This window comes from Xanthomonas albilineans, assembly GCF_002939705.1.
Classification (GTDB): Bacteria; Pseudomonadota; Gammaproteobacteria; order Xanthomonadales; family Xanthomonadaceae; genus Xanthomonas_A; species Xanthomonas_A albilineans.
This window is the reverse complement of sequence record NZ_MDCB01000022.1, coordinates 1-22,469: the sequence shown is the minus strand read 5'-3', so window position 1 is coordinate 22,469 and position 22,469 is coordinate 1. Positions and strand designations below refer to the sequence as shown.

The 22,469-nt window shown below is 57.0% G+C and carries 19 protein-coding genes and 2 pseudogenes; 12 read left to right on the top strand and 9 right to left on the bottom strand.

Translation table 11 applies throughout. The annotated features are described in order from the left end of the window. Nucleotides 1-91: 91 nt before the first annotated feature. The 5 genes from XalbCFBP2523_RS14645 to XalbCFBP2523_RS14625 are packed head-to-tail and all read right to left on the bottom strand — an operon-like array spanning nt 92 to nt 5,028. Nucleotides 92-1,987 carry a type IV pilus secretin PilQ gene (locus XalbCFBP2523_RS14645; protein WP_045766135.1) on the bottom strand — a complete coding sequence of 632 codons (1,896 nt, stop codon included), beginning with the start codon at nt 1,985-1,987 and terminating at the stop codon, nt 92-94. Nucleotides 1,988-2,007: 20 nt separating this feature from the next. Continuing rightward, a complete protein-coding gene (locus XalbCFBP2523_RS14640; protein WP_012916828.1) occupies nt 2,008-2,547 on the bottom strand; it encodes a pilus assembly protein PilP in 540 nt (179 codons plus the stop codon). Further along, nucleotides 2,544-3,215, bottom strand: coding sequence for a type IV pilus inner membrane component PilO (locus XalbCFBP2523_RS14635; RefSeq protein ID WP_012916829.1), 672 nt, complete (start codon nt 3,213-3,215; stop codon nt 2,544-2,546). The genes XalbCFBP2523_RS14640 and XalbCFBP2523_RS14635 overlap by 4 nt, the downstream gene beginning before the upstream one ends. Continuing rightward, entirely contained in the window at nt 3,212-3,970 is a 759-nt protein-coding gene (locus XalbCFBP2523_RS14630; protein ID WP_045758341.1) for a PilN domain-containing protein, read from the bottom strand. Before XalbCFBP2523_RS14630 ends, XalbCFBP2523_RS14635 begins: the two co-directional genes overlap by 4 nt. Continuing rightward, entirely contained in the window at nt 3,970-5,028 is a 1,059-nt protein-coding gene (locus XalbCFBP2523_RS14625) for a pilus assembly protein PilM (RefSeq protein ID WP_012916831.1), read from the bottom strand. Before XalbCFBP2523_RS14625 ends, XalbCFBP2523_RS14630 begins: the two co-directional genes overlap by 1 nt. 218 nt (nt 5,029-5,246) lie before the next feature. Between XalbCFBP2523_RS14625 and XalbCFBP2523_RS14620 the strand changes: the two genes are divergently transcribed. Together XalbCFBP2523_RS14620 and XalbCFBP2523_RS14615 are read left to right on the top strand one after the other, a co-directional pair. After that, nucleotides 5,247-7,682 (top strand): penicillin-binding protein 1A, encoded by a 2,436-nt coding sequence (locus XalbCFBP2523_RS14620; protein WP_045766136.1) that lies wholly within the window; start codon nt 5,247-5,249, stop codon nt 7,680-7,682. A 178-nt stretch (nt 7,683-7,860) separates the two neighbouring features. After that, the gene (locus XalbCFBP2523_RS14615; protein WP_045766137.1) at nt 7,861-8,508 is read left to right on the top strand and encodes a hypothetical protein; all 648 of its coding nucleotides are present in this window, start codon (nt 7,861-7,863) and stop codon (nt 8,506-8,508) included. A gap of 177 nt (nt 8,509-8,685) precedes the next feature. Here XalbCFBP2523_RS14615 and XalbCFBP2523_RS14610 read toward each other — a convergent pair whose 3' ends face one another. Beyond that, nucleotides 8,686-9,975: a citrate synthase gene (locus XalbCFBP2523_RS14610; protein WP_012916834.1), complete on the bottom strand. Its 1,290-nt coding sequence runs from the start codon at nt 9,973-9,975 to the stop codon at nt 8,686-8,688. A 289-nt stretch (nt 9,976-10,264) separates the two neighbouring features. Further along, a complete protein-coding gene (locus tag XalbCFBP2523_RS14605; protein WP_012916835.1) occupies nt 10,265-10,507 on the bottom strand; it encodes a type B 50S ribosomal protein L31 in 243 nt (80 codons plus the stop codon). 759 nt (nt 10,508-11,266) lie between these two features. On the opposite strand from XalbCFBP2523_RS14605, the pseudogene XalbCFBP2523_RS14600 reads away from it, so the two are divergent. After that, nucleotides 11,267-11,805: pseudogene (locus tag XalbCFBP2523_RS14600) on the top strand (type IV secretion system protein); the annotation flags it as partial. Between the two features lie 469 nt (nt 11,806-12,274). Here XalbCFBP2523_RS14600 and XalbCFBP2523_RS14590 read toward each other — a convergent pair. Beyond that, nucleotides 12,275-12,735, bottom strand: a pseudogene (locus tag XalbCFBP2523_RS14590) (transposase); the annotation flags it as partial. Nucleotides 12,736-13,307: 572 nt separating this feature from the next. Between XalbCFBP2523_RS14590 and XalbCFBP2523_RS14585 the strand changes: the two are divergent. The 9 genes from XalbCFBP2523_RS14585 (at nt 13,308) to XalbCFBP2523_RS14545 (ending at nt 21,932) form a co-directional block, all read left to right on the top strand. Beyond that, nucleotides 13,308-13,955, top strand: coding sequence for an IS5/IS1182 family transposase (locus tag XalbCFBP2523_RS14585; RefSeq protein ID WP_052687954.1), 648 nt, complete (start codon nt 13,308-13,310; stop codon nt 13,953-13,955). Next, entirely contained in the window at nt 13,895-14,344 is a 450-nt protein-coding gene (locus XalbCFBP2523_RS17455; protein WP_080928134.1) for a transposase, read from the top strand. Before XalbCFBP2523_RS14585 ends, XalbCFBP2523_RS17455 begins: the two co-directional genes overlap by 61 nt. 109 nt (nt 14,345-14,453) lie before the next feature. Then, complete coding sequence (locus XalbCFBP2523_RS14575) at nt 14,454-15,608, top strand: 2-aminoethylphosphonate--pyruvate transaminase (protein WP_080928135.1); 1,155 nt, start codon at nt 14,454-14,456, stop codon at nt 15,606-15,608. Then, nucleotides 15,608-16,930 (top strand): O-acetylhomoserine aminocarboxypropyltransferase/cysteine synthase family protein, encoded by a 1,323-nt coding sequence (locus XalbCFBP2523_RS14570; RefSeq protein WP_045766140.1) that lies wholly within the window; start codon nt 15,608-15,610, stop codon nt 16,928-16,930. The genes XalbCFBP2523_RS14575 and XalbCFBP2523_RS14570 overlap by 1 nt, the downstream gene beginning before the upstream one ends. Before the next feature lie 25 nt (nt 16,931-16,955). Then, a complete protein-coding gene (locus XalbCFBP2523_RS14565) occupies nt 16,956-17,996 on the top strand; it encodes a fatty acid desaturase family protein (protein WP_045758343.1) in 1,041 nt (346 codons plus the stop codon). Nucleotides 17,997-18,013: 17 nt separating this feature from the next. Further along, on the top strand, nt 18,014-18,874 hold the full coding sequence (locus XalbCFBP2523_RS14560; protein ID WP_080928220.1) for a gamma-glutamyl-gamma-aminobutyrate hydrolase family protein: 861 nt from the start codon (nt 18,014-18,016) through the stop codon (nt 18,872-18,874). Between the two features lie 36 nt (nt 18,875-18,910). Then, nucleotides 18,911-19,510 carry a LysE family translocator gene (locus XalbCFBP2523_RS14555; RefSeq protein ID WP_012916848.1) on the top strand — a complete coding sequence of 200 codons (600 nt, stop codon included), beginning with the start codon at nt 18,911-18,913 and terminating at the stop codon, nt 19,508-19,510. A 67-nt stretch (nt 19,511-19,577) separates the two neighbouring features. Further along, on the top strand, nt 19,578-20,501 hold the full coding sequence (locus tag XalbCFBP2523_RS14550; RefSeq protein WP_080928136.1) for a homoserine O-succinyltransferase: 924 nt from the start codon (nt 19,578-19,580) through the stop codon (nt 20,499-20,501). Between the two features lie 78 nt (nt 20,502-20,579). Continuing rightward, nucleotides 20,580-21,932 (top strand): glutamine synthetase family protein, encoded by a 1,353-nt coding sequence (locus XalbCFBP2523_RS14545; protein WP_045766141.1) that lies wholly within the window; start codon nt 20,580-20,582, stop codon nt 21,930-21,932. A gap of 128 nt (nt 21,933-22,060) precedes the next feature. Here XalbCFBP2523_RS14545 and XalbCFBP2523_RS14540 read toward each other — a convergent pair. Then, nucleotides 22,061-22,469 (bottom strand): integrase core domain-containing protein (locus XalbCFBP2523_RS14540; protein ID WP_146084098.1); only part of this gene is annotated, 409 nt, incomplete at its 5' end.

Here is a 22,469-nt window from a genome sequence, read left to right as displayed (position 1 = left end):
CAGACTTTTCTCGTTTAGCATCCAGCGCCACAAACGACAACGGGAGAGACCTGCGTCTCTCCCGTCGGGCAACTCGAGCGCTCGGCTGTGCTCAACCGGCGCGCTTGGCCACACGCATGACTTTCGGCGTGACGAAGATCAGCAACTCGGCCTTGGCCTTGCTACGGCCGCGCTGCTTGAACAGATTCCCCAGGAAGGGAACATCGCCCAGGAACGGCACCTTGGCCAGACTGTTGCGATTGGTGAACTCGTAGACGCCACCGATCACCACGGTCTGCCCGTCGTCCACCAGCACCGCGGTATTGATCTCGCGACGGTTGATCTCCGGCACGGTGCCGTAATTCTGCAAGGTGACGTAGTGATCGACCTCGTCCTTCTTGACGTTCATGTTCAAGAAGACACGATTGTCGTCGGTGATGGTCGGAGTCACCTTCAACTCCAGCAGCACTTCCTTGAATTGCACGTTCGGGGTGGCCGCCGCACCACCCGTACCGCCGGTGATGGTGACATAGGCGATATCCTTGCCCTGCCGGATCACCGCCTCACGCTGGTTGGAGGTCACGATGCGCGGGTTGGATATGACCTCGCCACGGCCCTCTTCTTGGAGCGCAGATAGCTCCATGTCCAACGAGAAGTTGGCACCAAGCAAAGTATAGGCGATGGCGCCGGCGTTGCCGGTGGTAAACGTGCCTGCGGGGAGGTTGACGTTCAGCCCGTTCGGGATGTTATGCAGGCTGTTGTTGAGGATGGAGCTATTGTCCGCCAAGTTGCCACTGACAACGCCGGTGTTGCTGCCGTAGCTGCGACGCCCGGCCACGCCGAAACGCGCTCCCAGATCGCGCGCGAAGGTGTCGGTGGCGATCACGATGCGCCCCTCGATCAGCACCTGATCGACCGGCCGATCGATCACGTTGATCAGCTCGCGCATCTGCGCGATCTTCTTCGGGATATCGCTGATCATCAACGTATTGGTGCGCTCGTCGGCGACGATGCGACCGCGCGGCGACAGGAAGCCGTTGTCGCTTTGTCCGCTGCCACCGCCACCGCCTGCACCAGCACCACCGCTACCGCCGATGCCCTTGGCCTCGGTCAGCGCTTTGAAAATAGCCGTGGCGCTGTGATAGTTGATCTGGACGTAGTCGGTGACCAAATCCTCGCGGTTCTCGATCGCGATACGTGCGTCTTCCTTTTCCTGCTCGAACTTGGCCAGTTCCTGCTGCGGGGCAACCCAGACCACCGCACCGTCGCGGCGCTTGTCCAGGCCTTTGGCGCGTAACACGATGTCCAACGCTTGGTCCCACGGCACGTTGACCAGACGCAGGGTCACACTGCCCTGCACGGTATCGGAAGCGACGATGTTGAGGTTGGACTCCTCGGCGATCAGCTGCAGCACCGTGCGCACCGGCACATCTTGGAAGTTGAAAGTCACCGGCTTACCGCTATAACCGCGCGCGGCCACCTTCGCAGCGGCCTGACTGACCGTGGTCGCGGTGACCGCGCCCACCGCCGGCGCAGCAGCGCGTGGGGTGATCTCGACCACGTACTCGTTGCCGGACTGGTAGGCCAGCGACTCGAACGTCCCATTGGTGTTAAGCACCAGTTGCACGCCCCCTGCGTACGGCTTGGCATCAATGCGCTGCACCGGGGTGGCGAAGTCGGTGACATTGAGCGAATGCTGCAACTCCGGCGGGAGCACCGCGTTGCCGACATCGACCACCACGCTATTTCCCTGAGTCCGCAGATCCGGGCTGGCGCCGGCACCGCTGAAGGACAGGATCATGCGTCCCGTACCGTCATCGCCGCGCTTGAAGTCGATCTTCGACACCGTGAGCTTGGTCGACACCGGCGCCGCAGCAGCGACGGGAGCGGGAGCGGTAACAGCGGCGGCGACCGCATTCCCCAGCACCGCCACCACCCCCAACGCGCATAGCCGCATCGTCGCGCGGCGCCGAATAGGGCGCAGGCTCAGGGCTTTGGAAAAAGTCATCGTGCTATCCCCATAATCAATCATTGATCGTCCAGCGCCACAGAGGCCGGACGCTCGAGCCAACCGCCAGCGCCATCCGGCACCAGTTCAATCAAATCGATGCGATCATCGTGCACCGCGGTCACACGGCCATCGCTCTGGCCCATATACACGCCCGGACGCACCCGGTAGGTCACTTTGTCCGGCGCCATCACCAGCGCCACCTGACCGGAGCCTCCACCCAGGGTGCCGACCATTTTGAGACCATCCAGCGGAAACTGTTCCAGTGGCTCCTTGCGCCGGTTCGGATCAGGGCGCAGGCCGTTGTTGCCGTCGGGATTGGCCCAAGCATCGCTGAACGGATCGCGCAACCCCTGCGCGGTGTACTCGAAGGTCTCGAACTGCTGCATCACCGGCAGCGGCTCCAGCGGTTGCGCAGGACGCGCCCGCACTTCCTTGACCCAGTTCTCCAAGTTCGGCGCATCGCCGGGAGTGCTGGTCACGTCGCGAGCGCATCCTGCGAGCAACAACGCCAGCACGCCCGCCACCACGACCTTGAAGACCGTGCCATGTCGGCTCATGCGCCACCGCCTTGCTTTGCGCTCTTCTTCGCCGCCGCCGCCTTCTCCTGGTCGGCCATTTCCTTGTCGTCCAGGTAGCGATAGGTCTTGACGGTGCCGGACAGTTCCAGTTCGCCCCGGCCACCACTGCCACCAGCCTTGTCGCGTGGCTTGAGGTTGATGTCGTGCATGGTCAGGATCACGACACGCGGCAACGAGGCCACGCCACTGACGAATGCGCCGAACTGGTGGTAGCTCCCGACCATCCGCAGCGCAATGGGCTTTTCCGCGTAGAACTCTTTCGGCACTTCCGGACCCGGCTGGAACAGCTCATTGCTCAGACCGCTGGACAGCGCGGTCTGCGAAATATCGATGATCAGATCGGGCATTTCGGTCTTGCTCGGCAACTGCCTTAGCATTTGCTGCAATACCTGGCCCATCTGCACCAATTGCTGCTTCAGCGGCTGCAGATTCACCGCACGGCTCTGCTCTTTCTCGAACGAAGCGCGCAGCTCGGTTTCCTTATGCTCCAACGACTGCAATTCATCGCTCTTACCGCTAATCAGCAGGAACCACGACACAATCAGGATGAACACCGTCAACAAGACGCAGAAGCCGATCTTGGCTTGCTGGGGCCAATTGCCGATGTTGTTGAAATCCAGGTCTTTGATATTGAATTTCTTGCTCATGACGCCAGCCCCTGTTGCGTTGACGTGGCGGTGACCGCGTGCGAGGCCCCACCCGGCATCGGCGCAACGACCGCACCGGCAGGCGCATTCGCCGGAGACGCGGTTTTGGCGCCCGGTGTCGGCATCGAGGTCTTCGCTCCAGATGCTCGCCCGGGATCGCCCGGAGCCGCATCCGCGCTGTCGCCAGGAACCGGCAGCTTGACATTAAGCGTGAACACATAAGGCAACGCCTTGGCGTCGACGATCGGCCCCTTGACCGTCTTATCCTGTGGTTTGGCCTCGATGACGGACAGCTCCGGGTTGGTCATCCAGCCCGAGCCTTCGAGATTGCGCATATAGGTACTGACCCGCGCGTTGGATTGCGCACGGCCTTCCAAGGTGAGGATGTCGCCCTCCTGCTTCACCGAGGTCAGCACCACACCATCAGGGATGGTGCGCACCAGCGAATCGAACAGGTGCACCATCTGCGAACGCTTGGCCTGCAGCTCCTCTATAACATGTTTGCGCGCCAGCAGGCGCCGCTTCTGCTCATCGAGACTGTCGATTTCCTTGTTTTGCGCCATGACCTTATCGATCTCGGCTTGCAAGTAGGCATTACGCACATTCTGGCCACTGACTTGGCGGTCGTAGTAAAACCAGATCATCAGCGACAACAGCACCCCAACCACCGCGGCCAGACCCAGCATTCCGTAGAACTCACGCTCGCGCTGCTTGCGCCGCTCTGCCCGCCAGGGCAGCAGATTGATCTTCGCCATCAGTCGAAGCTCCTCAGCGCCAGGCCGGTGGCGATCATCAAGGCCGGCGCATCCTGAGCCAACGCACGCGCCTGGACCTTTGGCCCCAGGGTCATCTGCGCCAACGGGTTGGCAACGATGGTCGCCACGCCCAGTTGTTCCTCGACCATCTCCGGCAACCCGGCCAGTCCTGCGCAACCGCCCGCCAGTACGATATGGTCGACCCGATTGAACTCGCTACCGGCATAGAAAAACTGCAGCAGACGGCTGATCTGCTGCACCGTCGCCTCCTTGAACGGCTCCAGCACCTCGATTTCGTAGCTCTCCGGCAGGCCGCCCTTGCGCTTGGCCATACCGGCTTCCTCGTAGGTCAACCCATAGCGACGCATCACTTCGTCGGTCAGTTGCTTGCCGCCGAACACCTGCTCACGGCTGTAGAGGCTACGCCCGCCGCGCAACACGTTGAGGGTGGTCATAGTCGCACCGATATCGACCAGGGCGACGATACCGTCGCTGGCCACAGGCAGCTCGCTGGCCACCAGCGCAAAAGCGTTCTCGACCGCGAAGGCCTCCACATCCATCACCTTGGCAATCAGACCGCCCAACTCCAGTGCCGACTGGCGCAGCTCGACATTCTCCGAGCGCGACGCGGCCAGTAGCACCTGCACCATTTCCGGATTGTTGGCGACGGGACCCAGGACCTCGAAATCCAGGTTCACTTCCTCAATCGGGTATGGGATGTAGTTCACCGCCTCCAGCTCGACCTGCGCTTCCAGCTCGTTCTCGTCCAGTTCGGCCGGCATCGGGATCACCTTGATGATCACCGCCGAACCGGCAACAGCCGCAGCGGCATGCTTGGCACGGGTGCCGGAGCGGGTCACGGCGCGACGAATCGCCTCGCCCACCGCCTCGACCTCGACGATGTTCTTTTCGACCACGGCGTTTGGGGGCAAGGGTTCGACGGCGTAATGCTCGACACGGAACCGGTTGCCGCTACGCGACAGCTGTAACAGTTTGACCGCGGTCGAACTGATATCGATGCCGATCAGCGGCTGCTGACTTTTCGGGATAAGCCCCACGGATTTTCCCCTGCCGACGGGCACTTGGACGAGAATATTACGCCCGCCAATTAATAACGATTTTTTTGCAATTGGCAACCACCCAGGCCATGTCGTGATCCGTGTCACGGCATGATCCTCCGGCGGGAGACCCTTCGCATCCCCAGAAACGACCCCAGCCGCTCCCCGGCGTACTCTATACTCTGCGCCCAAGAAATCTGCAATCGGAATCTCTCGCGATGCCCCGTTTTCGTCGCTGGCTGCTCTGGGCGCTGGCAGCGCTGGTCATGCTCGTCCTAGTCGGAGCCGCCGCTGTCGGCGGGCTGTACTACGTTGTCTCATCCAAGCTTCCCGATGTACAGACGCTGCGCAAGGTCGAACTGCAGGAGCCGATGTACGTCTACGCCAGCGATGGCAAGCTCATGGCCTTGTTCGGCGAGACCCGACGCTATCCGATCACTATGAAGGATGTGCCTGAACGGCTCAAACAGGCGTTCCTGGCGACCGAAGACGCACGCTTCTACGAGCACGGCGGGGTGGACTACAAAGGGATCGCCCGCGCTGTCTGGCTGCTGGCCACCACCAACGATAAACGCGTGCCGGGCGGCTCCACCATCACTCAACAGGTCGCCCGCCAGTTCTTCCTCAGTTCCGAGTACAGCTATACCCGCAAACTGGCCGAGATCCTGCTGGCGCGCAAGATCGAGGCCGAACTGAGCAAGGACGAGATCTTCGAGCTGTACCTCAACAAAAGCTTCTTCGGCAACCGCGCCTACGGCATTGCCGCAGCCGCCGAGTACTACTACGGCAAGCAGCTCAATGCACTGAGCCTGGACGAGATGGCCTCGCTGGCCGGCATTCCCAAGTTTCCCTCCAGTGGCAACCCGATCAGCAACCCGGAACGCGCCAAGCAGCGCCGCGACAACTATGTGATCAGCCGGATGGAGGCGCTGGACTTCATCACACCGGCCGAGGCCGAAGCAGCCAAGGCGGTGCCGATGCACGCCACGCCGCACGAGCGCCCGGTCGAGGTCGATGCCCCCTACGTGGCCGAACTGGTCCGCCAGGAAATGATTGCGCGCTTCGGTGGCGACGTGCTCGACAAGGGCTACCACGTCTTCACCACGATCGATTCCACCTTGCAAGCTGCAGCCACCCATGCGGTGCGCCAGGGCCTGGTGGTCTACGACCGACGCCATGGCTGGCATGGCGTGGAGAAGCACTTCGAGATACCCGCCACGGCCGACACGGCCGCGTTGGCCAGCCACCTGGCCGGGATCTACGCCCAGGGCGGGATGCTGCCGAGCATCGTCGCGACCACAAGCAGCGACGGCAGCGCCACTGTGGTGCTCGCCAACAAGACCAACGTGGTGCTGCCGGTCGCGGCCAGCCGCTGGACCGGACGCAGCCCCGCGACCCTGCTCAAGCGCGGCGATCTGGTGCGCATCCAGGCAGGCGAAAAGCCCGGCGAATGGGAACTCACTCAGATCCCGCACGCCCAGGCCGCACTGGTGTCGCTGGATGCAAGCAACGGCGCGCTGCGCGCCATGGTCGGCGGCTTCAGCTATGCCGGCAACAAGTTCAACCGCGCCACCCAGGCGCGACGCCAGCCCGGCTCCAGCTTCAAGCCGTTCCTGTACGCGGCATCGTTCGAAAAAGGCTTCAACCCGGCCTCGATCGTGCTCGACGCGCCGGTGGTGTTCCGCGACCGCCGCGGCAAGACCTGGTCGCCGCAGAACGACGACGGCGCCTTCCGCGGCCCGATGCGGCTGCGCGAAGCGCTGGTGCAATCCCGCAACCTGGTCTCGGTGCGACTGCTGGACAGTATTGGCGTGGACTTCGCACGCAAATACATCAGCCAGTTCGGCTTCCAGGAGGCCGAATTGCCGCCGAACCTGTCGATGTCGCTGGGTACCGCATCGCTGACCCCACTGTCGGTGGCGCGCGGCTATGCGACCTTCGTCAACGGCGGCTCGCGCGTGGACACCTGGATCATCGACAAAGTCACCGACCGCGACGGCCAAGTACTGTTCCAAGAACACCCGGCGACCGCGTGCCGCAGCTGCGGCAGCATCGGCAGTCATGCGCCCCCGGCCAACCAAGTGGTCGACGGCTTCAACTTCGGCGCCGCCGCGCCGCCGCCGGCCGCCAAGTCGACCGCGACGGCCGCCGCAAGCCCTGCGGCAAACCAACCCCCGCCAGCCGTCGATGCCCAAGCCAAGGTCGCGCCACGCGTGATCGACGAGCGCATCGCCTACCAATTGATCTCGATGATGCGCGACGTCGTCCAACGTGGCACCGGCACCCCCGCCAAGGTCCTCGGCCGCGAAGACGTCGGCGGCAAGACCGGCTCCACCAACGATCATCGCGACGCATGGTTCTCCGGCTTCGGCGGCCCCTACGTGAGTACGGTCTGGGTCGGTCGCGACGACTACCGCTCGCTCGGCTATCGCGAATACGGCGGCAAGGCGGCGCTGCCGATCTGGATCGACTACATGCGCGTAGCGCTGAAGGACCAACCAATCGTCCGCAACGACCCACCGGCGGGCATGGTCCAGGCCACCCTCAACGGCGCCACCGAATGGGTCAAGGCCGAAGACATGGACCATATCCAACAGCTCGACGAGAGCCTGCAGAACCAAAAGACAGACGACGCCGCATTCGACATCTTCTGACCCTGCGCTGCGCTGCTCACCTCGCGCAGTGAACCCGCGCTGACAGCCCCCTTGTCGCGCGGGCGATGCGGACCTGCGGCGCCCGCCGCAAGCAGCAGGATCCGATGCCGTTGCGACTGCACTCGAATATTCGCGGGAGTGTTGTACAGTCGGGCCAAGCTCTGAGGGGAGACGCATCATGCATCATGCTCGGCAACACGCCCGGACCCGCTCGCACGAACGTCGCCGCCAGTTGGCCCACGAAGCCGCGCGATTGATGGCCGAAGGCAGTATCCGCGACTTCCACCAAGCCAAGCTGAAAGCCGCCGAACGCCTCGGCATCCACGACGACGCCTCACTGCCACGCAACAGCGAAATCGAAGACGCATTACGCGAGTACCAACGCCTGTTCGCCGGCCCCGGCCATGCCGATGGCCTACGCCGGCGGCGCGAGGCGGCACTGCGCGCAATGGAGTTTCTGCACGCATTCGCTCCCCGCCTGACCGGACCAGTGCACGACGGCACCGCCGATGCGAACAGTCCGGTGCAATTGCAATTGCACAGCGACGATACGGAAGCGGTCGCGCGTTTTCTGGAGGAACAGCGCATTCCGGCCGAACTGCGCAGCCGTCGGCTGCGCCTGGATCGGGAGCGCAGCGAGGACTTCCCGGTGTGGCTATTCAGCGCCGAGGATCTGACTTTCGACCTGACCGTGCTGCCTTACGACGCGCTGCGTCAGGCGCCGCTGTCGCAGCTCCACGAAAAACCGATGCGGCGCGCTTCCGCAAGCCAGTTGCGGCAATTGCTCGCCGAACAATATCTCGCCGAGAACCAGCAACGCGCCTGACAAACCCGCCGTCTACACCGCCAAGCCTGGGCGCTTCGTCATCGACATCGTCTCGCCCCACTTGCCGTGCAAAGTACGCCCAGCGGGAACGTTCGCGTCGAATGCTCGCCGCTCCCAGATGCAAAAAACGCCCCACAAGGTGGGGCGTTTCAGAGACACACGACAGCGACGCTGCGATCAGCGCTTGCCGACGCTGGTGTAGTCGCGCTTGTCGTAACCGGTGTAGATCTGGCGCGGACGGCCAATCTTCATTTCCGGATCGACCTGCTGCTCCAACCAATGCGACACCCAGCCGACAGTACGGGCGATGGCGAACATGACGGTGAACATTTCCACCGGAATGTTGAGCGCCTTGTAGATGATGCCCGAGTAGAAATCGACATTCGGGTACAACTTGCGCTGCACGAAGTAGTCGTCCTTCAACGCCGCCTCTTCCAGCTTCAGCGCCACTTCCAGCAGCGGATCGTTGACACCCAGTTCGCCCAGCACCTTGTGGGTCATCTCGCGGATGATCTTGGCGCGCGGGTCGAAGTTCTTGTAAACACGGTGACCGAAACCCATCAGACGGAAGCTGGAGTTCTTGTCCTTGGCCTTTGCCACGGCGCTCTCGACGTTATCCGCAGTGCCGATCTCCTCGAGCATTTTCAGCACGGCTTCGTTGGCACCACCGTGAGCCGGACCCCACAACGCTGTAATGCCGGCAGCAACCGACGCGTACGGATTGGCGCCGGTGGAACCGACCAGACGCACGGTCGAGGTCGATGCGTTCTGTTCGTGGTCGGCATGCAGGATGAACAACAGATCCAGTGCCTTAGCCACGACCGGATTCATTTGCAATTGCTCGCTCGGCACCTCGAACATCAGATGCAGGAAGCGTTCGACATAACCGAGGTTGTTCCGCGGGTAGCGGATCGGCCAGCCGATCGAATAACGATAGGCAGCGGCAGCGATGGTCGGCACCTTGGCAATCAGACGGATCGCGGCCAGGCGTCGCTGCTCCGGATCGTTCAAGTCGAGCGTGTCGTGGTAGAACGCCGACAACGAAGCCACCGAGCCGGCCAACATCGCCATCGGATGCGCGTCGTGGCGAAAACCGCCCAGGAAGTTCTTCAGCGACTCGTGCATCATCGTGTGATGCGTCACTTCGTGTTCGAACTTCTTGAATTCGTCGGCGCTGGGCAACTCGCCGTTCATCAGCAGATAGCCCACCTCAAGGAAGTTGGACTTCTCGGCCAACTGCTCGATCGGGTAACCCCGGTACAACAAGACGCCGTTGTCGCCGTCGATGTAGGTGATCGCCGATTTGCAACTGGCGGTGGCGGTGAAGCCCGAATCGTAGGTGAAGAGACCGGTTTCCTTGGTCAACTTGGAAACATCGACGCAATCGTTGCCCAAGGTGGGTTTGAGTACCGGCAGAACGACCGACTTGTCGCCGGCATTCAGCGTGACCTGATCAAGATCGGACACAGTGTGCGCTCCTCGATGGAAGGCGCCTGCCCGATACGTTGCGAACAGACGCGTGAAGAAAGTCCACGGTCGTTACCATGGATCGACGCATTATTGCACAGCAGCATTTGTGGCGTGCTCATCCCTCGCGCCGCAGAACATGAGCAAGAAAGCAACACAACGTTACATCCTCGCCATGCCCGGCCTGGAGCATGACACCGTCACCATCACATCGGAAAGACAATGCATGAAACGCATAGCAAAACGGCCGCGCAAAACGCAGCCGTCGCATGACACATAGGCGGTGGGATCAGCGCGCGTAGCGCTTCTGGAACTTATCGATGCGACCGCTGGTGTCGATCATCTTATGCTTGCCCGTGTAGAACGGGTGAGACGCCGAGGAAATTTCGACCTTGATCAAGGCGTATTCTACGCCGTCTTCCCACTTGATGGTCTCTTTCGAGGACATGGTCGAACGGGTCAGGATCTTGAAATCGGAGGTAACATCGTGAAATACGACGTCGCGGTATTGGGGATGGATGTCGGCCTTCATGGGCTCGCACCGTAAGTGGCTGCTGGACAAGAGGGTCACTATAGCAGGGATACTGCCCTGGGCGCAACGTGTCTGTTGCCCGCGACCGCGATTGCCGGCCAGGCCACGCAAGCCCCACCTCTACCCGACCATGCACTCGCGCCGCGTCATGCAACCCCGAGCGCCGCCATGGTTCCAATGGCGATCTGTCGCCTGTAGAGTTCGAACGGCGCTGCGCGCAACGAGGATCCTGAGTGTCTACGGAATCCCGGGCGTATCACTGGGCGTATCAGTGGCCGGCTTTTCGCGCCGTATACGATTACTGGGAAGCCCTGGCATGCCTGAGCCCCTGTCAGCGACCGCAGACGCCAAACCGTGTCGGTTGATTGCCGGCAGCGTCAGCATGGCGGTGGGCACTGTGATCCAGTGCCGGACACATGAGCGCGCGCTGCATCCCCCGGATGGGCCTGCGTTTGACAGCCTCGGCACAATGCCGTATCCACTATCAAACGGTTTGTACAACGGCATCCACCTGCTCATAAGGACCATGGCTTGAGCAGGTATCCCAGCCCGAATCGGTTCCCGAACGTACCTGATCCTAGTCGGCCGTGGGCGCTCACCTATGTCGCCAGTCCCCGGCGCGCCCATTGCGCCAGGCACCTGCCGCGCACGCTGCATCTGGGTCGGATCGTGCCAAGGCCGCACTGGCAGCGCGCCTGCCCCACGGATCACCACCTTAACTAGATTTCGTTTACCACTCTCAAATAAAGGCGCATGGCCATGAGCATGTTCGACGGATCGATGAGCTGGTTACGCCCCCTTGCAGACACCAGCCTGGGGGATTACGTCTTCTTCCGGCTGATCAACAACTACCTCAGCAATCAGATAGCCACCTTCGGCATGGACGTGATGGCCCGCGCGATGCAGTGGATAAGCGTCATCGCGTTGACCGCCACCACTTTCTGGGTGCTCTTGCTGGGCTATCGCATCGCCAGCGGACAATTACGCGAATCGGCCATGGCGACCATGATCAAGGCCGGCAAGGTGTCGGTCATCCTAGGCATTGCCGCCGGCATCGGCGCCAACGGCACGCTGCTGCATAAAACCATGACCGACGGACTGGATAAGGAAATCCATTGGCTGTTCACCGGCCAGAAGGACAGCACCGCCGCCGACGCCATCGACGAGAACCTCACCTACACCCAATTGGCGCTGAGCATGCTGGATGCGGTGCATGTGGCTCGCGCGACACGGAAGCCATCGCGCAGAAAGGCCGCGCGCTGCTGATGGCCGGCTTTAGTAGTTTCGCTTCTGGTCCCTCCCTTGAGGAGACAAGTAGTAAGGCAATGATAGAGTGCAAGAAGAAAAATCCAGGAAGTGAATGCGTGATTGGCTACAGTAACTGCACCAAACAAATATTCCAGAGATTTTAATTACCACGCCCGCGTACTACGCCTCACTCGCAATATCAAGGAGAATACACCGCCGAGAAATATGGAAATTTCGGAGATTTTCAAGTATGCACACCACCATGCAGGCGACACAACTCATCACGGTGACGTGAATGGAGCCTAAGACGCACAGCATTCTTCTACTTTGCCTTTTATTGACTGGATGCAACCCCATGAGCGCCACACCTGACAAGATAGGCGCAGCGCAGGCGAATGCCGATGGCGACCCCATCTACCGCAAAAACCCGCACCCTACCCAAGCGTACCGTATCACGATGACCATCGAGAATGCGCCGGGGCCATTCGGTTATATCTCGGGTTTTGCGGGGAGTCGACAGTACAAGCGGTAAACCTTTATGTGGTTCACGCGCGGAAACTCCGGGCGCAGCACATCGTGCAGGCGGCGATAGCCGAAGCGGCGGTAGGTCTGTGCCAGCTCGACCAGACGGGCCGACAGCACTTGTGTGGCCGGCGCTGGCTCAGGTTCATGGCCGAACGCATCGCGCGACAACCCGGCAAGGCGGCAAGCCCGGCGCTCGCTGATCGCAATCAGCTCACGCATGCGCCGGATTGCCTCGCGCTTGCGTTGCGGGGCTAGCGTTTTACCCCGAAGCCGACCTTCAGCGCTTCGATGTCCAGATGCGCTTCGGCCAGCAGTCGTTTGAGCCGCTGGTTCTCCGTCTCCAGGTCCTTCAGGCACCTGGCGTCTTCGGCCTCCATGCCGCCGTATTTGGCACGCCATTGGTAGAAGCTGGCCGGGCTGAAGCCGTACTGACGTGACAACTCGGCGACGGCCATGCCCGCGTCGGCTTGCTTAATGAATCCGATGATCTGCTCGGTAGTGAATCTGCTTTTCTTTCATGTCCGTCCTCTTGGATGACGGACTTTACAGCTTTAACTGGTACGGCTCAGTGGGGGCAGGTCAGGGGAGCTTACGCTGGAAATCGGAAAATAAGGTGATCGGGCCGGCGACGGCCCGACGGATGGACGTTGGGAAGCGACTTTTGACGACAAGGAGGCGAAATTGTTAGCAGGCCTGAGTACCTGCGAGAACAACGGTCGCTTGTTCAGACCTTCCTTAGATGCATATCTCATATAAAATTTAAAAAATACTTCCTAGATGTATATCTCATATAAAATCCAAAAGATACTTGTAAAATAGTAACGTGAGTTTTATAGAAAAATTTCATTTTTGTGTCGGCTAAATTTCCTTGCGTCAGCTCATGCGCAGGGTATGATCCGAATCGGCCGATGAAACATCGTTTGCATAGTTTAATATGGATTATATTAAATAAAATAAGTGGCTTCTCTAAAAACCTCAGCACTCTATCACCATTGACCTGGTGCGATGCCAGCGGAGAGCGACACAAATGATCAGTTTGTCTGCCGGTGAAGAACGCGATGCCAAGCGCCTGCAGTTCAATAACCCGCTGGCATTGTCGTCGCGCCATATCGACTTTGGCCGGATTGCCGATGTGATGGATGAGAAGCTGGCGCTGGGACCCAAGTCTAAAGGTGGCCGGCTAGCGTGGCCAACCGAGGTAACGGTCAGGCTGTTGCTTTTGCGGCAGCTGTACAACCTTTCCGACGACGCGCTGGAGTATCAGTTGCTGAATCGGCTTAACTTCGTGCTGTTTGTTCGTCTGAAGGGCAGCGGCAAGGTGCCAGATCCGAAGACGATCTGGGTATGGCGCGAGTGCCTGAAGGACAAGGACGTGATGGGCGACATCAGTGTGGCGATCAGCCGCCAACTGGTGTGCGCCGGTTACATTGCCCGTGGAGGGCAGATCATCGACGCCACCATTGTCAGCGCACCAATCCAGCGCAACACACGCGAGGAGAACGCACGCATCAAGCAGGACGAGATTCCAGGGCAGTGGAGTGATGCCAAGGTCGCGCAGAAGGATGTGGATACACGCGGACTAGCAAGCACGGCAGCTCGTATTACGGCTATAAGTTGCACGCCAATGTCGATCGTCGCTGGGGATTTATCCGCGTGCACGAGGTCAGCAGCGTGAACGGACATGACAGCCGGTATTTCGAGCGTTTGCTGGATACAGGTAATACCGCGCGCACGATTCGTGCCGATAGCGCTTATGCCGACCGAGACCGTGAAGCCCGGCTGAAGGAAGAGGGATATCGGGTGGATATCCAGCACAAAGACACACGCGGCAGGACTTTGAACCAGTCACAGCAGCGGCGCAATCATCGCATTGCGAAAGATCGGGTGTTTGTCGAACACGCGTTCGCGCGACTGACGCAACAAGGTTGCAAGTGTCTACGCACGCTCGGCTTAGCAAGTGCGAAGGTGGTGATCGGGCTGAATTTTCCGGTCATAACCTGTTGGGTCTGGCGCGATTGCAGCAGGCCGATATGCTGCCGACTACGACTTGGTTGTTCGAGGTAGCCTAAATAGACATCATCGTCGTCAGCTAGCTTCCTCATCACCACTAGTTATAGGCGATATAAGCGTAGTGAGCTAAATTAGCCTATTCTATATATATTGAGGTTTCTATATGTGTCCAGAGAAATATTTCTTATTGACACCAGGTCCTTTGGCTTTATGCGACGAGGTAAAGTCGCAGATGCAATTTGACATGGGCTCAAGGGACGAAAGCTTTAGGATCATGACTGCCTTGATGCGCAACCTAGCGATCAACCTAGTTGAAGGGCAGGACTCGCATTCGGTTGTACCTATTCAAGGCAGTGGAACATACGGTATCGAGGCGGCGTTAGCAACCTTTATTTGTCCGTCCGATAAGCCGCTTGTATGCATAAACGGCATCTATGGCGAGCGTATTCTGAAAATACTTCAACTACGCGGAATAAGCGCCATCAGCATGAAGGTTCCTAGCGATGAGCCACTTTCTGTCGCCGATATAGCGGGATATCTTGATAAAGATCGCGCGATCACCCACATCTGCTTCGTTCATTGCGAGACGACAACTGGTGTCATCAATCCGCTTAATGAAATTGTCCATCTGGCAAAAAGATATGGAATTGTTACGATTGTAGACGCGATGAGCTCTTTTGGCGCAGTCGATATTAGTGTAAAAATTACACCTTTCGACGTTCTTGTGACTTCAAGCAACAAGTGCATCGAAGGGCCGCCTGGTATTTCATTAGTGATCGCCAGGTTGGCACTGCTGAGAAGAAAAAGAACAAATCCGGTCAATTCTTTCGTCCTGGATGTTCGAGACCAATGGAAAATCTTTGAGCAGACGGGAGAGTGGCGATCAACTCCTCCTACTCATGTGGTACAGGCATGCACCAAGGCGCTCGAACTGTTGACCCTTGAAAGTGTAGCCAATCGCAGAAGGCGGTACTGTTTGGTGCGAGAAGAGATCATCCGTGCAACCGGCCGATACGCTGCTCCGTTACTAAGTGCCATGGTACGATCCCCGGTATGTTTGGCGCTCACCGCGAAAGGGGTGATTGATACCGAAGAGGATTTCGATGAATTTTATCGGCATCTTGTAAACTACAATATCTACATCTATGCAAAATTCCATGTTCAGACGCGAAGCTTCAGAATCGGCTGTATAGGCGCAATCAAACCGGCATGGATACTCACTCTGGCAACAGCGTTCCGTGATTTTTTCGAAGATCACAAACGCCGCCTGGTAGAAGCGACATCTGCAAATCCTGCGCTTGCAGGTGGAGCTGTTTGATGTCATATCGCACTCACGAAGAAGACTTTTTGACGGAAACAGCCGTTTTGCACGCAGGGTATCGGCACGATCCAGTCACCAACGCTATTGCCGTTCCCATCTACCAGACCACGGCTTATGAGCTCAATGATGATCTGGCCGGCGTATCGGATATCTACAATGTAAAGCGCGATGGTTTCACCTATACTCGGATCATTAATCCCACCACTCGCGTCCTCGAGCGCCGATACGCCCGGGTGGATGGCGCAGCGGATGCGCTTGCCGTGGCTTCCGGACAAGCCGCCACCTTTCTTGCGCTGGTGAACTTGTGCAGCGGTCGACCGGGCGATAACGTGGTTACTTCGAAGTATCTATACGGAAATTCTTGGAATTTGCTGTTCAATACCTTCAAGCGCTTAGGCATTGAAGCAAGATCGGCTGACCCGCAGGAGCCAGAATCCTTCAAGCGGCAAATCGATAACAGGACCATCGCGTTGTTCGGCGAGGTCTTCTCCAATCCTTGTGTCATTCCCTTGCCGGTATCGGCGCTTGCCGCAATTGGTAAGGCGCGTGGCATTCCCCTCGTGGTTGACAACACGACAACGCCGCTTTTGTGCAGGCCCGGGGCGCTGGGCGCCGCCATCAGCATTTACTCGGTAACGAAGTACATCTGTGGCCACGGCACCACACTGGGAGGACTAGTCGTCGACAATGGAAATTTTGCTTTTGATGATGTTTCCCGCTTCCCACTGCTAAATGGCCCTGACGAGGCGCATGGCGGCATATGCTGGCGAGATGCTGTGCGCCTTCTGAAAGACTTAGGGAATAGTGCTTATCTTTTGAAAGCACGTATGACTTGGCTTCGCGATACAGGTGCGGCAATCAGCCCATTCGCAAGCTTTCAGCTGATACAAGGTCTGGAAACACTAAGCCTGCGCATGCAGCGCCACTGCGAGAACGCTGCGTTGGTTGCCAGTTTCCTGGAAGCTCATCCCAAGGTCAGACGCGTTTCGTATCCCGGCCTTGCTGCTGGACGCGACAGAGACGTTGTAGATGAACTAGTCGATGTGCAAGTCGGCTACGGCGCAATGATCATGTTCGAGTTGGACGATGAGACTGCAGGCAGAAAGTTCGTGCAGAACATCCGTCTCATGTATCACGTGTCGAATGTGGGGGATGCACGCACGCTCGTGACTCATCCGGTCTCGACCACTCATACTACCGTTCCTAAAATTCAGCGTGAGGCAGCTGGAATATTCGATGGCTCGATCCGCCTTTGCGTCGGTATAGAGAATATTGATGACATAATTAATGATATTAAACGCGGTCTTGATGCCATTTAATGGCTGATTAGCCTGGAGAAATATCATGGAAATAAAGAATACTTGGGCGCTCAGAAATAAGCGATTCGACACATTCCATTTTTCTCGCGAAATCATGCGTGAGCTGGCTGGCTTGCGTCCCGACAATATGACCGGCGCTTTATACATAATTAAAGACTACGCGATAATGGTGTCCTGCGCAGTTGCGACGGTTCAACTCAGCTGGTGGCTTTACCCATTGGCATTATTAATCATTGGCGCGCACCAGCGCGGGCTGACGACGATTTCACACGATGCGGCGCACCGAATACTAGCAAAGAATAGAGTATGGAACAACTTCCTCGGGACGACGTTCGCAGCTTACCCTATATTCCAGCGGCACTGGGCATATCGCGTATCCCATGTCTATCTACATCATCCGCACCTTGGTGATCCGGAGAAAGATCCTGACTTGAAGTTCTTTATCAAATCCGGGGTTTATACGGTTCGCGAGCCTCGCGAGTACAAATCCTTTATTGTCTGGAAAGCGATCTTCGGTGGAGCCACGTTTCGTTACTTGAGCTATCTATGGAGTAACCGATTCTTTGTTTTGGGAGATAAGGAGAAGATCGTCGATAAGCGGGGCGTCCTTATCGATTCGTACGGTTTCGCGGCGTTCTGGATAGCGACAGTTGCCGGCTTTACCGCAGCAAATGCTCTACATCTGCTTGTGTTTTTTTGGTTAATTCCTTATCTCACCACGTTTCAGGTATTGGGTTGGTTCACCGAGCTGGCTGAGCACTCGCCCATGTGTGAAAGTGAGGTGGAGAATGTTTATTTGACAAGGAATAGGAAAGGTGGATTTATAGAGCGCTTGTTGTTCGGCGTCAATTACGATGAGTACCATCTTGAGCACCATCTTTCGCCGGCGATCCCATTCTGGTTGTTAAAAAAAGCACAGAAAATTCGAATGCGCGAGCCAACATATGCAAATATTGGAAAATCCTGGGGAGGTCTATTTTTTCGCGGCCCCGAGGGGCAGCCAAGCGTGATCTCGCAATTGCTTGATCGGAACCGTCGCCTCTACGAAATTAGCCTGCGCAAATGATCCGGAGCACATACACAATGGAACATGTTGCCGATTGCGTGATTCGACCTATTGTTGGAGTGACATCAAATCGCCATATCGATGATGGCGTTCATCGTGACAGGTTGCGACGACGCTACATTGAGGCCCTTGATACCTACGCTGCTGTTGAATGCGTTATTCTTCCGACTGTGGACGGGAATCTTTCTTGGGAGGCAAGCCTTAGGAAATTTCGTTACCTGATGCATCGTCTAGACGGCCTAGTCTTGACTGGCGACGAATCAAATCTCGATGCAGACATCTTCGATGGACGACAGCGCCGTTGGGAACGTGCCGACGACGACGTTATCCCTAGGGAACGAGACCGGCCTAGGGATCGCCTGTCGTGCGTCGCGTTGTCGATCGCAAGAGAGCTAGATATGCCGATCCTCGGCATTTGCCGCGGGTTACAGGAAATGAATGTCCAGCAAGGCGGAACGCTTGTTACACATCTGCCGGCCACGGAGTTTGGCATAGTGCACAGCGAGCCCATGCACGTACCTCGCGATCAACAGTATCTGCCATCGCACGGAATTCGGATCGTTCCCGACGGACTACTTGCCTATATCCTCGGAGAGGGAAAGGATCGGTTCCAAGTTAATTCGCTTCATAATCAGGGAGTGTCGGAGCCGGCACCCGGGGTTCGAGTCGAGGCCATCGCTGACGATGGCGTCGTCGAGGCACTTTCCTGTCGCTCCTCGACTTTTCAGCTCGGAGTGCAATGGCATCCGGAATGGCATGTCGGGCACGATCCCGTGAGTCAGAAAATATTCCACCTCTTTGGCGATGCTTGCCAGGCATATGAAGCGAGGCGGCATGTCGGAAATAATTCGGAATCCTTCTGCAAGGCAATAGATTGAAGCCTGTCCAACTTTACATAATACAGTGGCAAGATAATGGATCTCCAGCTGATGATTCTGTTCGCCATTGCGTTCACTTGCGCGGTCGCTGTGCCGGGACCGAACGTAGCATTTGTCGTGGCTCAAGCTCTCAAGTATGGCCATAAGATTATAGCTCCCTGTTCGTTGGGCTTTGGACTGGCTACTGCGATTCACGCGATTGTCGCGCTCTCTGGAGTCGGCTTGATCATTCACGAGCACTCATCGCTTCTCGGTTATCTGCGTTTTATAGGAGCGATCTATCTCACGTTCCTTGGTTTGGCCTCTTTTCTGTCCCAACCGGAACATCACAGCACGGAAATAATCGATTCTAGTCCGAGAAAGGTGTTCATCGATTCATCACTTGTCGCCCTAACTAATCCCAAGGGATGGCTAGCCACCTTGCTTACCTATCCAAGTTTTATAAGTCCTTACTATTCTTACATGCACCAAGCAATTGCATTGAGTTTGGCGGGACTGCTTATTTCTCTCTTGATCTATGGTGGATATGCGTTGCTTGCACAAAGGGCACGCACCCTTTTCAGGAACGAACGCAATATAAGCCGGGTAACCGGCGCGATCTATCTGCTTGTCGCCGTTTTCCTGGTGCTTTCCTGACTGAGTCAAGATTTCTCATGCTAGAAACGGCTGATGCAGGCCGTTCGTTGAAGAGGGCCCCAACCTCATGTCAATAATAATCCCTAAAGGGCTACCGGCAGGTCGTGTTCTTGAAAACGAAGGCATCACGGTCTTAGAAGATGAAGCAATGATCCATCCGCAGTGCCGATCTATACGCGTGGGGTTGCTTAACCTAATGCCAAATAAAATCAATACCGAGATTCAGATAGCGCGCCTTTTGGGTTCCACCCACTTCCAGGTCGAGTTGACGCTTGTCAGGATATCCAGCCACTCATCGAAAAATACACCTGTCGAACACTTGAAATCATTCTACGAGGACTGGCGGAATATTAATAATCAGAAATTTGATGGGTTTATAATAACCGGTGCGCCAGTTGAGAAAATTCCTTTCCGCAGCGTCGATTACTGGGATGAGCTCACTGGAGTATTTCGGTGGACGCAGACCAACGTACATAGTTGCTTGAACATCTGTTGGGGTGCGCAAGCTGCTATGTATTTTTTCTATGGGGTGCCAAAGTACGTCTTGAAAGAGAAATTATTCGGCGTATTCAAGCATCATATCTATGATAGCGGATCCCCTTACTTGAAAGGTTTTTCCGACGAACTTTACATTCCTGTGTCGCGCTGGACGGAAATGCGTCGCGTCGACATCCCTGTTGATAGCGGCGTCTCCGTTCTCATTGATTCGCTCGATACCGGACTTTGCTTGCTTAGCGATCCTAAGCATCATACTTTGCATTTCTTTAATCATATCGAATACGATTCGAATACTCTTGCAGACGAATACTTCCGCGATCTGGGCACAGGAAGAAACATCCAGTTACCCAAGAACTATTTTCCAAACGATTGCCGCTATCTGTCACCGACGAATCGATGGCGCAGTCATGCACTTTTATTGTTTGAGAACTGGATCAGCCATATATATAAAACGTCCCTGGCGGATCTGGATATGGCCGGTCGATGTCGATGAGTTGCCGCCAGCAGACGCGGAGCTCTCGTGGGACTCTCATATATACAGCAGTTACTTAAATAGCGGTGGTAATCTGTCATGAACTTCGATGAACTCCGGAATTTGGTCGCGTCCGGCGCGATCGATACGATATTGGTATGCATGGTCGACATGCAAGGCCGGCTCATGGGAAAACGCTATCATGCCGCTACATTTGTTCGTCACGGTTACGACGAAGGCCATGCCTGCAATTATCTATTGGCCAATGATATGGAAATGGTCCCGGTGCCTGGTTACGCGAATGCCAGCTGGAGTGCGGGTTACGGCGATTTCTTCCTCAGGCCTGACTTTTCCAGCTTGCGATTGCTGCCGTGGCTGGACGCAACGGCATTGGTGATTTGCGATGTCTACAATGACAACGGCGAGCCAGTGGCGCAATCGCCCAGACATATCTTGCAGAGGCAGTTACGCCGGGTATCCGACCGCGGAATGCGTGCCTGTTTTGCATCGGAGCTTGAATTCTACCTTTTCGACGAGTCTTACTCCGAAATTTCAAGAAAAAATTATAATTTTCCAAATATATTTGGAAGTTATAATCAGGATTACAATATTCTTTCGACAACGCGACAGGAGTGCGTCATGCGTCCGATCAGAAAAGGTCTATATGGCGCTGGAGTCGCAATTGAATGTACAAAGGGTGAGGGAGGCGCTGGCCAGGGAGAAATCAATGTCCGGCATTCAGACCCGTTGTCGATGGCCGATCAGCACACAATCATCAAGCACGGCAGCAAGGAAATAGCAGCACAGCACGGCAAGTCGATCACCTACATGGCGAAATGGAACGATAATTATGCAGGGTCGTCCAGCCACGTGCACTCGTCGCTATGGTCGTCTGATGGCCGATCCCTATTTTATGACGAAGCAGAACCGCAGGGAATGTCCATTATAATGAGGAACTATCTGGCTGGAATCCTTAAGTATGCGGGTGATATTACTCTCCTTTTAGCACCCTACATCAACTCCTATAAAAGATTCCAGATTGACACGTTCGCACCCACTAAGATCGCATGGGGCTGTGACAATCGAACGACCGGCTTACGCGTTTGTGGCCATGGCTCTGATGATCTGCGCGTCGAGTGCCGCATTGGTGGTGCCGATATGAATCCCTACATTGCGTTCGCCGGACTGATTGCAGCCGGCTTGGCGGGGATTGACGAGAAACTGCCATTGGGCGAGCCGTGCAAGAGCGACGCATATCGCGACACGGGATTGCCGGACATCCCGAAAACACTAAGAGCTGCCATCGATATCAGTTCGAGCTCGATTTGGCTCCGCGAGGTGCTAGGAAGCGAGATTGTCGACCATTACGTCCATGCCGCGCAATGGGAACAATCCGAATACGACAGGCATGTCACCGATTGGGATTTACTTAGGGGATTTGAACGTAGTTAGCGTGCTATGGACTTGGGATCCTAACGTTGGTAGGTGGTGCCATCGAATCAGGATAATCCAGGCAATGCGCGTGATCCTGTTGACCAGTGATACGCCCAGGGTTCCGTAGATTGTCGACTCCCCGCAATTTAGTGCCAGCTAAAATTAGAGGTCTGGGGTTGATGTTGATCACGGAACTCGGTGGGTGTTAGCCCGCCCACGCTGTCGTGCGGGATCTGTTGGTTGTAGTCGGCCAACCAGTGTTCGGTCTGTTCGCGGACCTCGCTGAGTGTGCGGAAGATATGCATGTCCAAGACACCACGCCGGTAGCTGCCGTTGAAGCGTTCGATGAAGCCGTTCTGCATCGGACGGCCCGGCTCGATGAAGTCCAAGGCGATGCCCTGGCGCTCGGCCCACTCCGCCAAGGCCAGCGCGACAAATTCCGGCCCGTTGTCCAAACGAAGCTTGTTCGGATAACCGCGCCATGCCGCGATGCGCTCCAATGTGCGGATGACGCGGACAGCCGGGAGATTGAGGTCGACTTCGATGGCCAAGGCT

Bases quoted from the DNA above. Each gene is read 5' to 3' on its own strand.
- XalbCFBP2523_RS14570 (WP_045766140.1), top strand. From the start codon at position 15,608: ATGTCATATCGCACTCACGAAGAAGACTTTTTGACGGAAACAGCCGTT.
- XalbCFBP2523_RS14560 (WP_080928220.1), top strand. From the start codon at position 18,014: ATGGAACATGTTGCCGATTGCGTGATTCGACCTATTGTTGGAGTGACA.
- XalbCFBP2523_RS14635 (WP_012916829.1), bottom strand. From the start codon at position 3,215: ATGAGCAAGAAATTCAATATCAAAGACCTGGATTTCAACAACATCGGC.
- XalbCFBP2523_RS14630 (WP_045758341.1), bottom strand. From the start codon at position 3,970: ATGGCGAAGATCAATCTGCTGCCCTGGCGGGCAGAGCGGCGCAAGCAG.
- XalbCFBP2523_RS14615 (WP_045766137.1), top strand. From the start codon at position 7,861: ATGCATCATGCTCGGCAACACGCCCGGACCCGCTCGCACGAACGTCGC.
- XalbCFBP2523_RS14620 (WP_045766136.1), top strand. From the start codon at position 5,247: ATGCCCCGTTTTCGTCGCTGGCTGCTCTGGGCGCTGGCAGCGCTGGTC.
- XalbCFBP2523_RS14555 (WP_012916848.1), top strand. From the start codon at position 18,911: ATGGATCTCCAGCTGATGATTCTGTTCGCCATTGCGTTCACTTGCGCG.
- XalbCFBP2523_RS14640 (WP_012916828.1), bottom strand. From the start codon at position 2,547: ATGAGCCGACATGGCACGGTCTTCAAGGTCGTGGTGGCGGGCGTGCTG.
- XalbCFBP2523_RS14585 (WP_052687954.1), top strand. From the start codon at position 13,308: ATGATCAGTTTGTCTGCCGGTGAAGAACGCGATGCCAAGCGCCTGCAG.
- XalbCFBP2523_RS14545 (WP_045766141.1), top strand. From the start codon at position 20,580: ATGAACTTCGATGAACTCCGGAATTTGGTCGCGTCCGGCGCGATCGAT.
- XalbCFBP2523_RS14565 (WP_045758343.1), top strand. From the start codon at position 16,956: ATGGAAATAAAGAATACTTGGGCGCTCAGAAATAAGCGATTCGACACA.
- XalbCFBP2523_RS14550 (WP_080928136.1), top strand. From the start codon at position 19,578: ATGTCAATAATAATCCCTAAAGGGCTACCGGCAGGTCGTGTTCTTGAA.
- XalbCFBP2523_RS14605 (WP_012916835.1), bottom strand. From the start codon at position 10,507: ATGAAGGCCGACATCCATCCCCAATACCGCGACGTCGTATTTCACGAT.
- XalbCFBP2523_RS14575 (WP_080928135.1), top strand. From the start codon at position 14,454: ATGTGTCCAGAGAAATATTTCTTATTGACACCAGGTCCTTTGGCTTTA.
- XalbCFBP2523_RS14645 (WP_045766135.1), bottom strand. From the start codon at position 1,987: ATGACTTTTTCCAAAGCCCTGAGCCTGCGCCCTATTCGGCGCCGCGCG.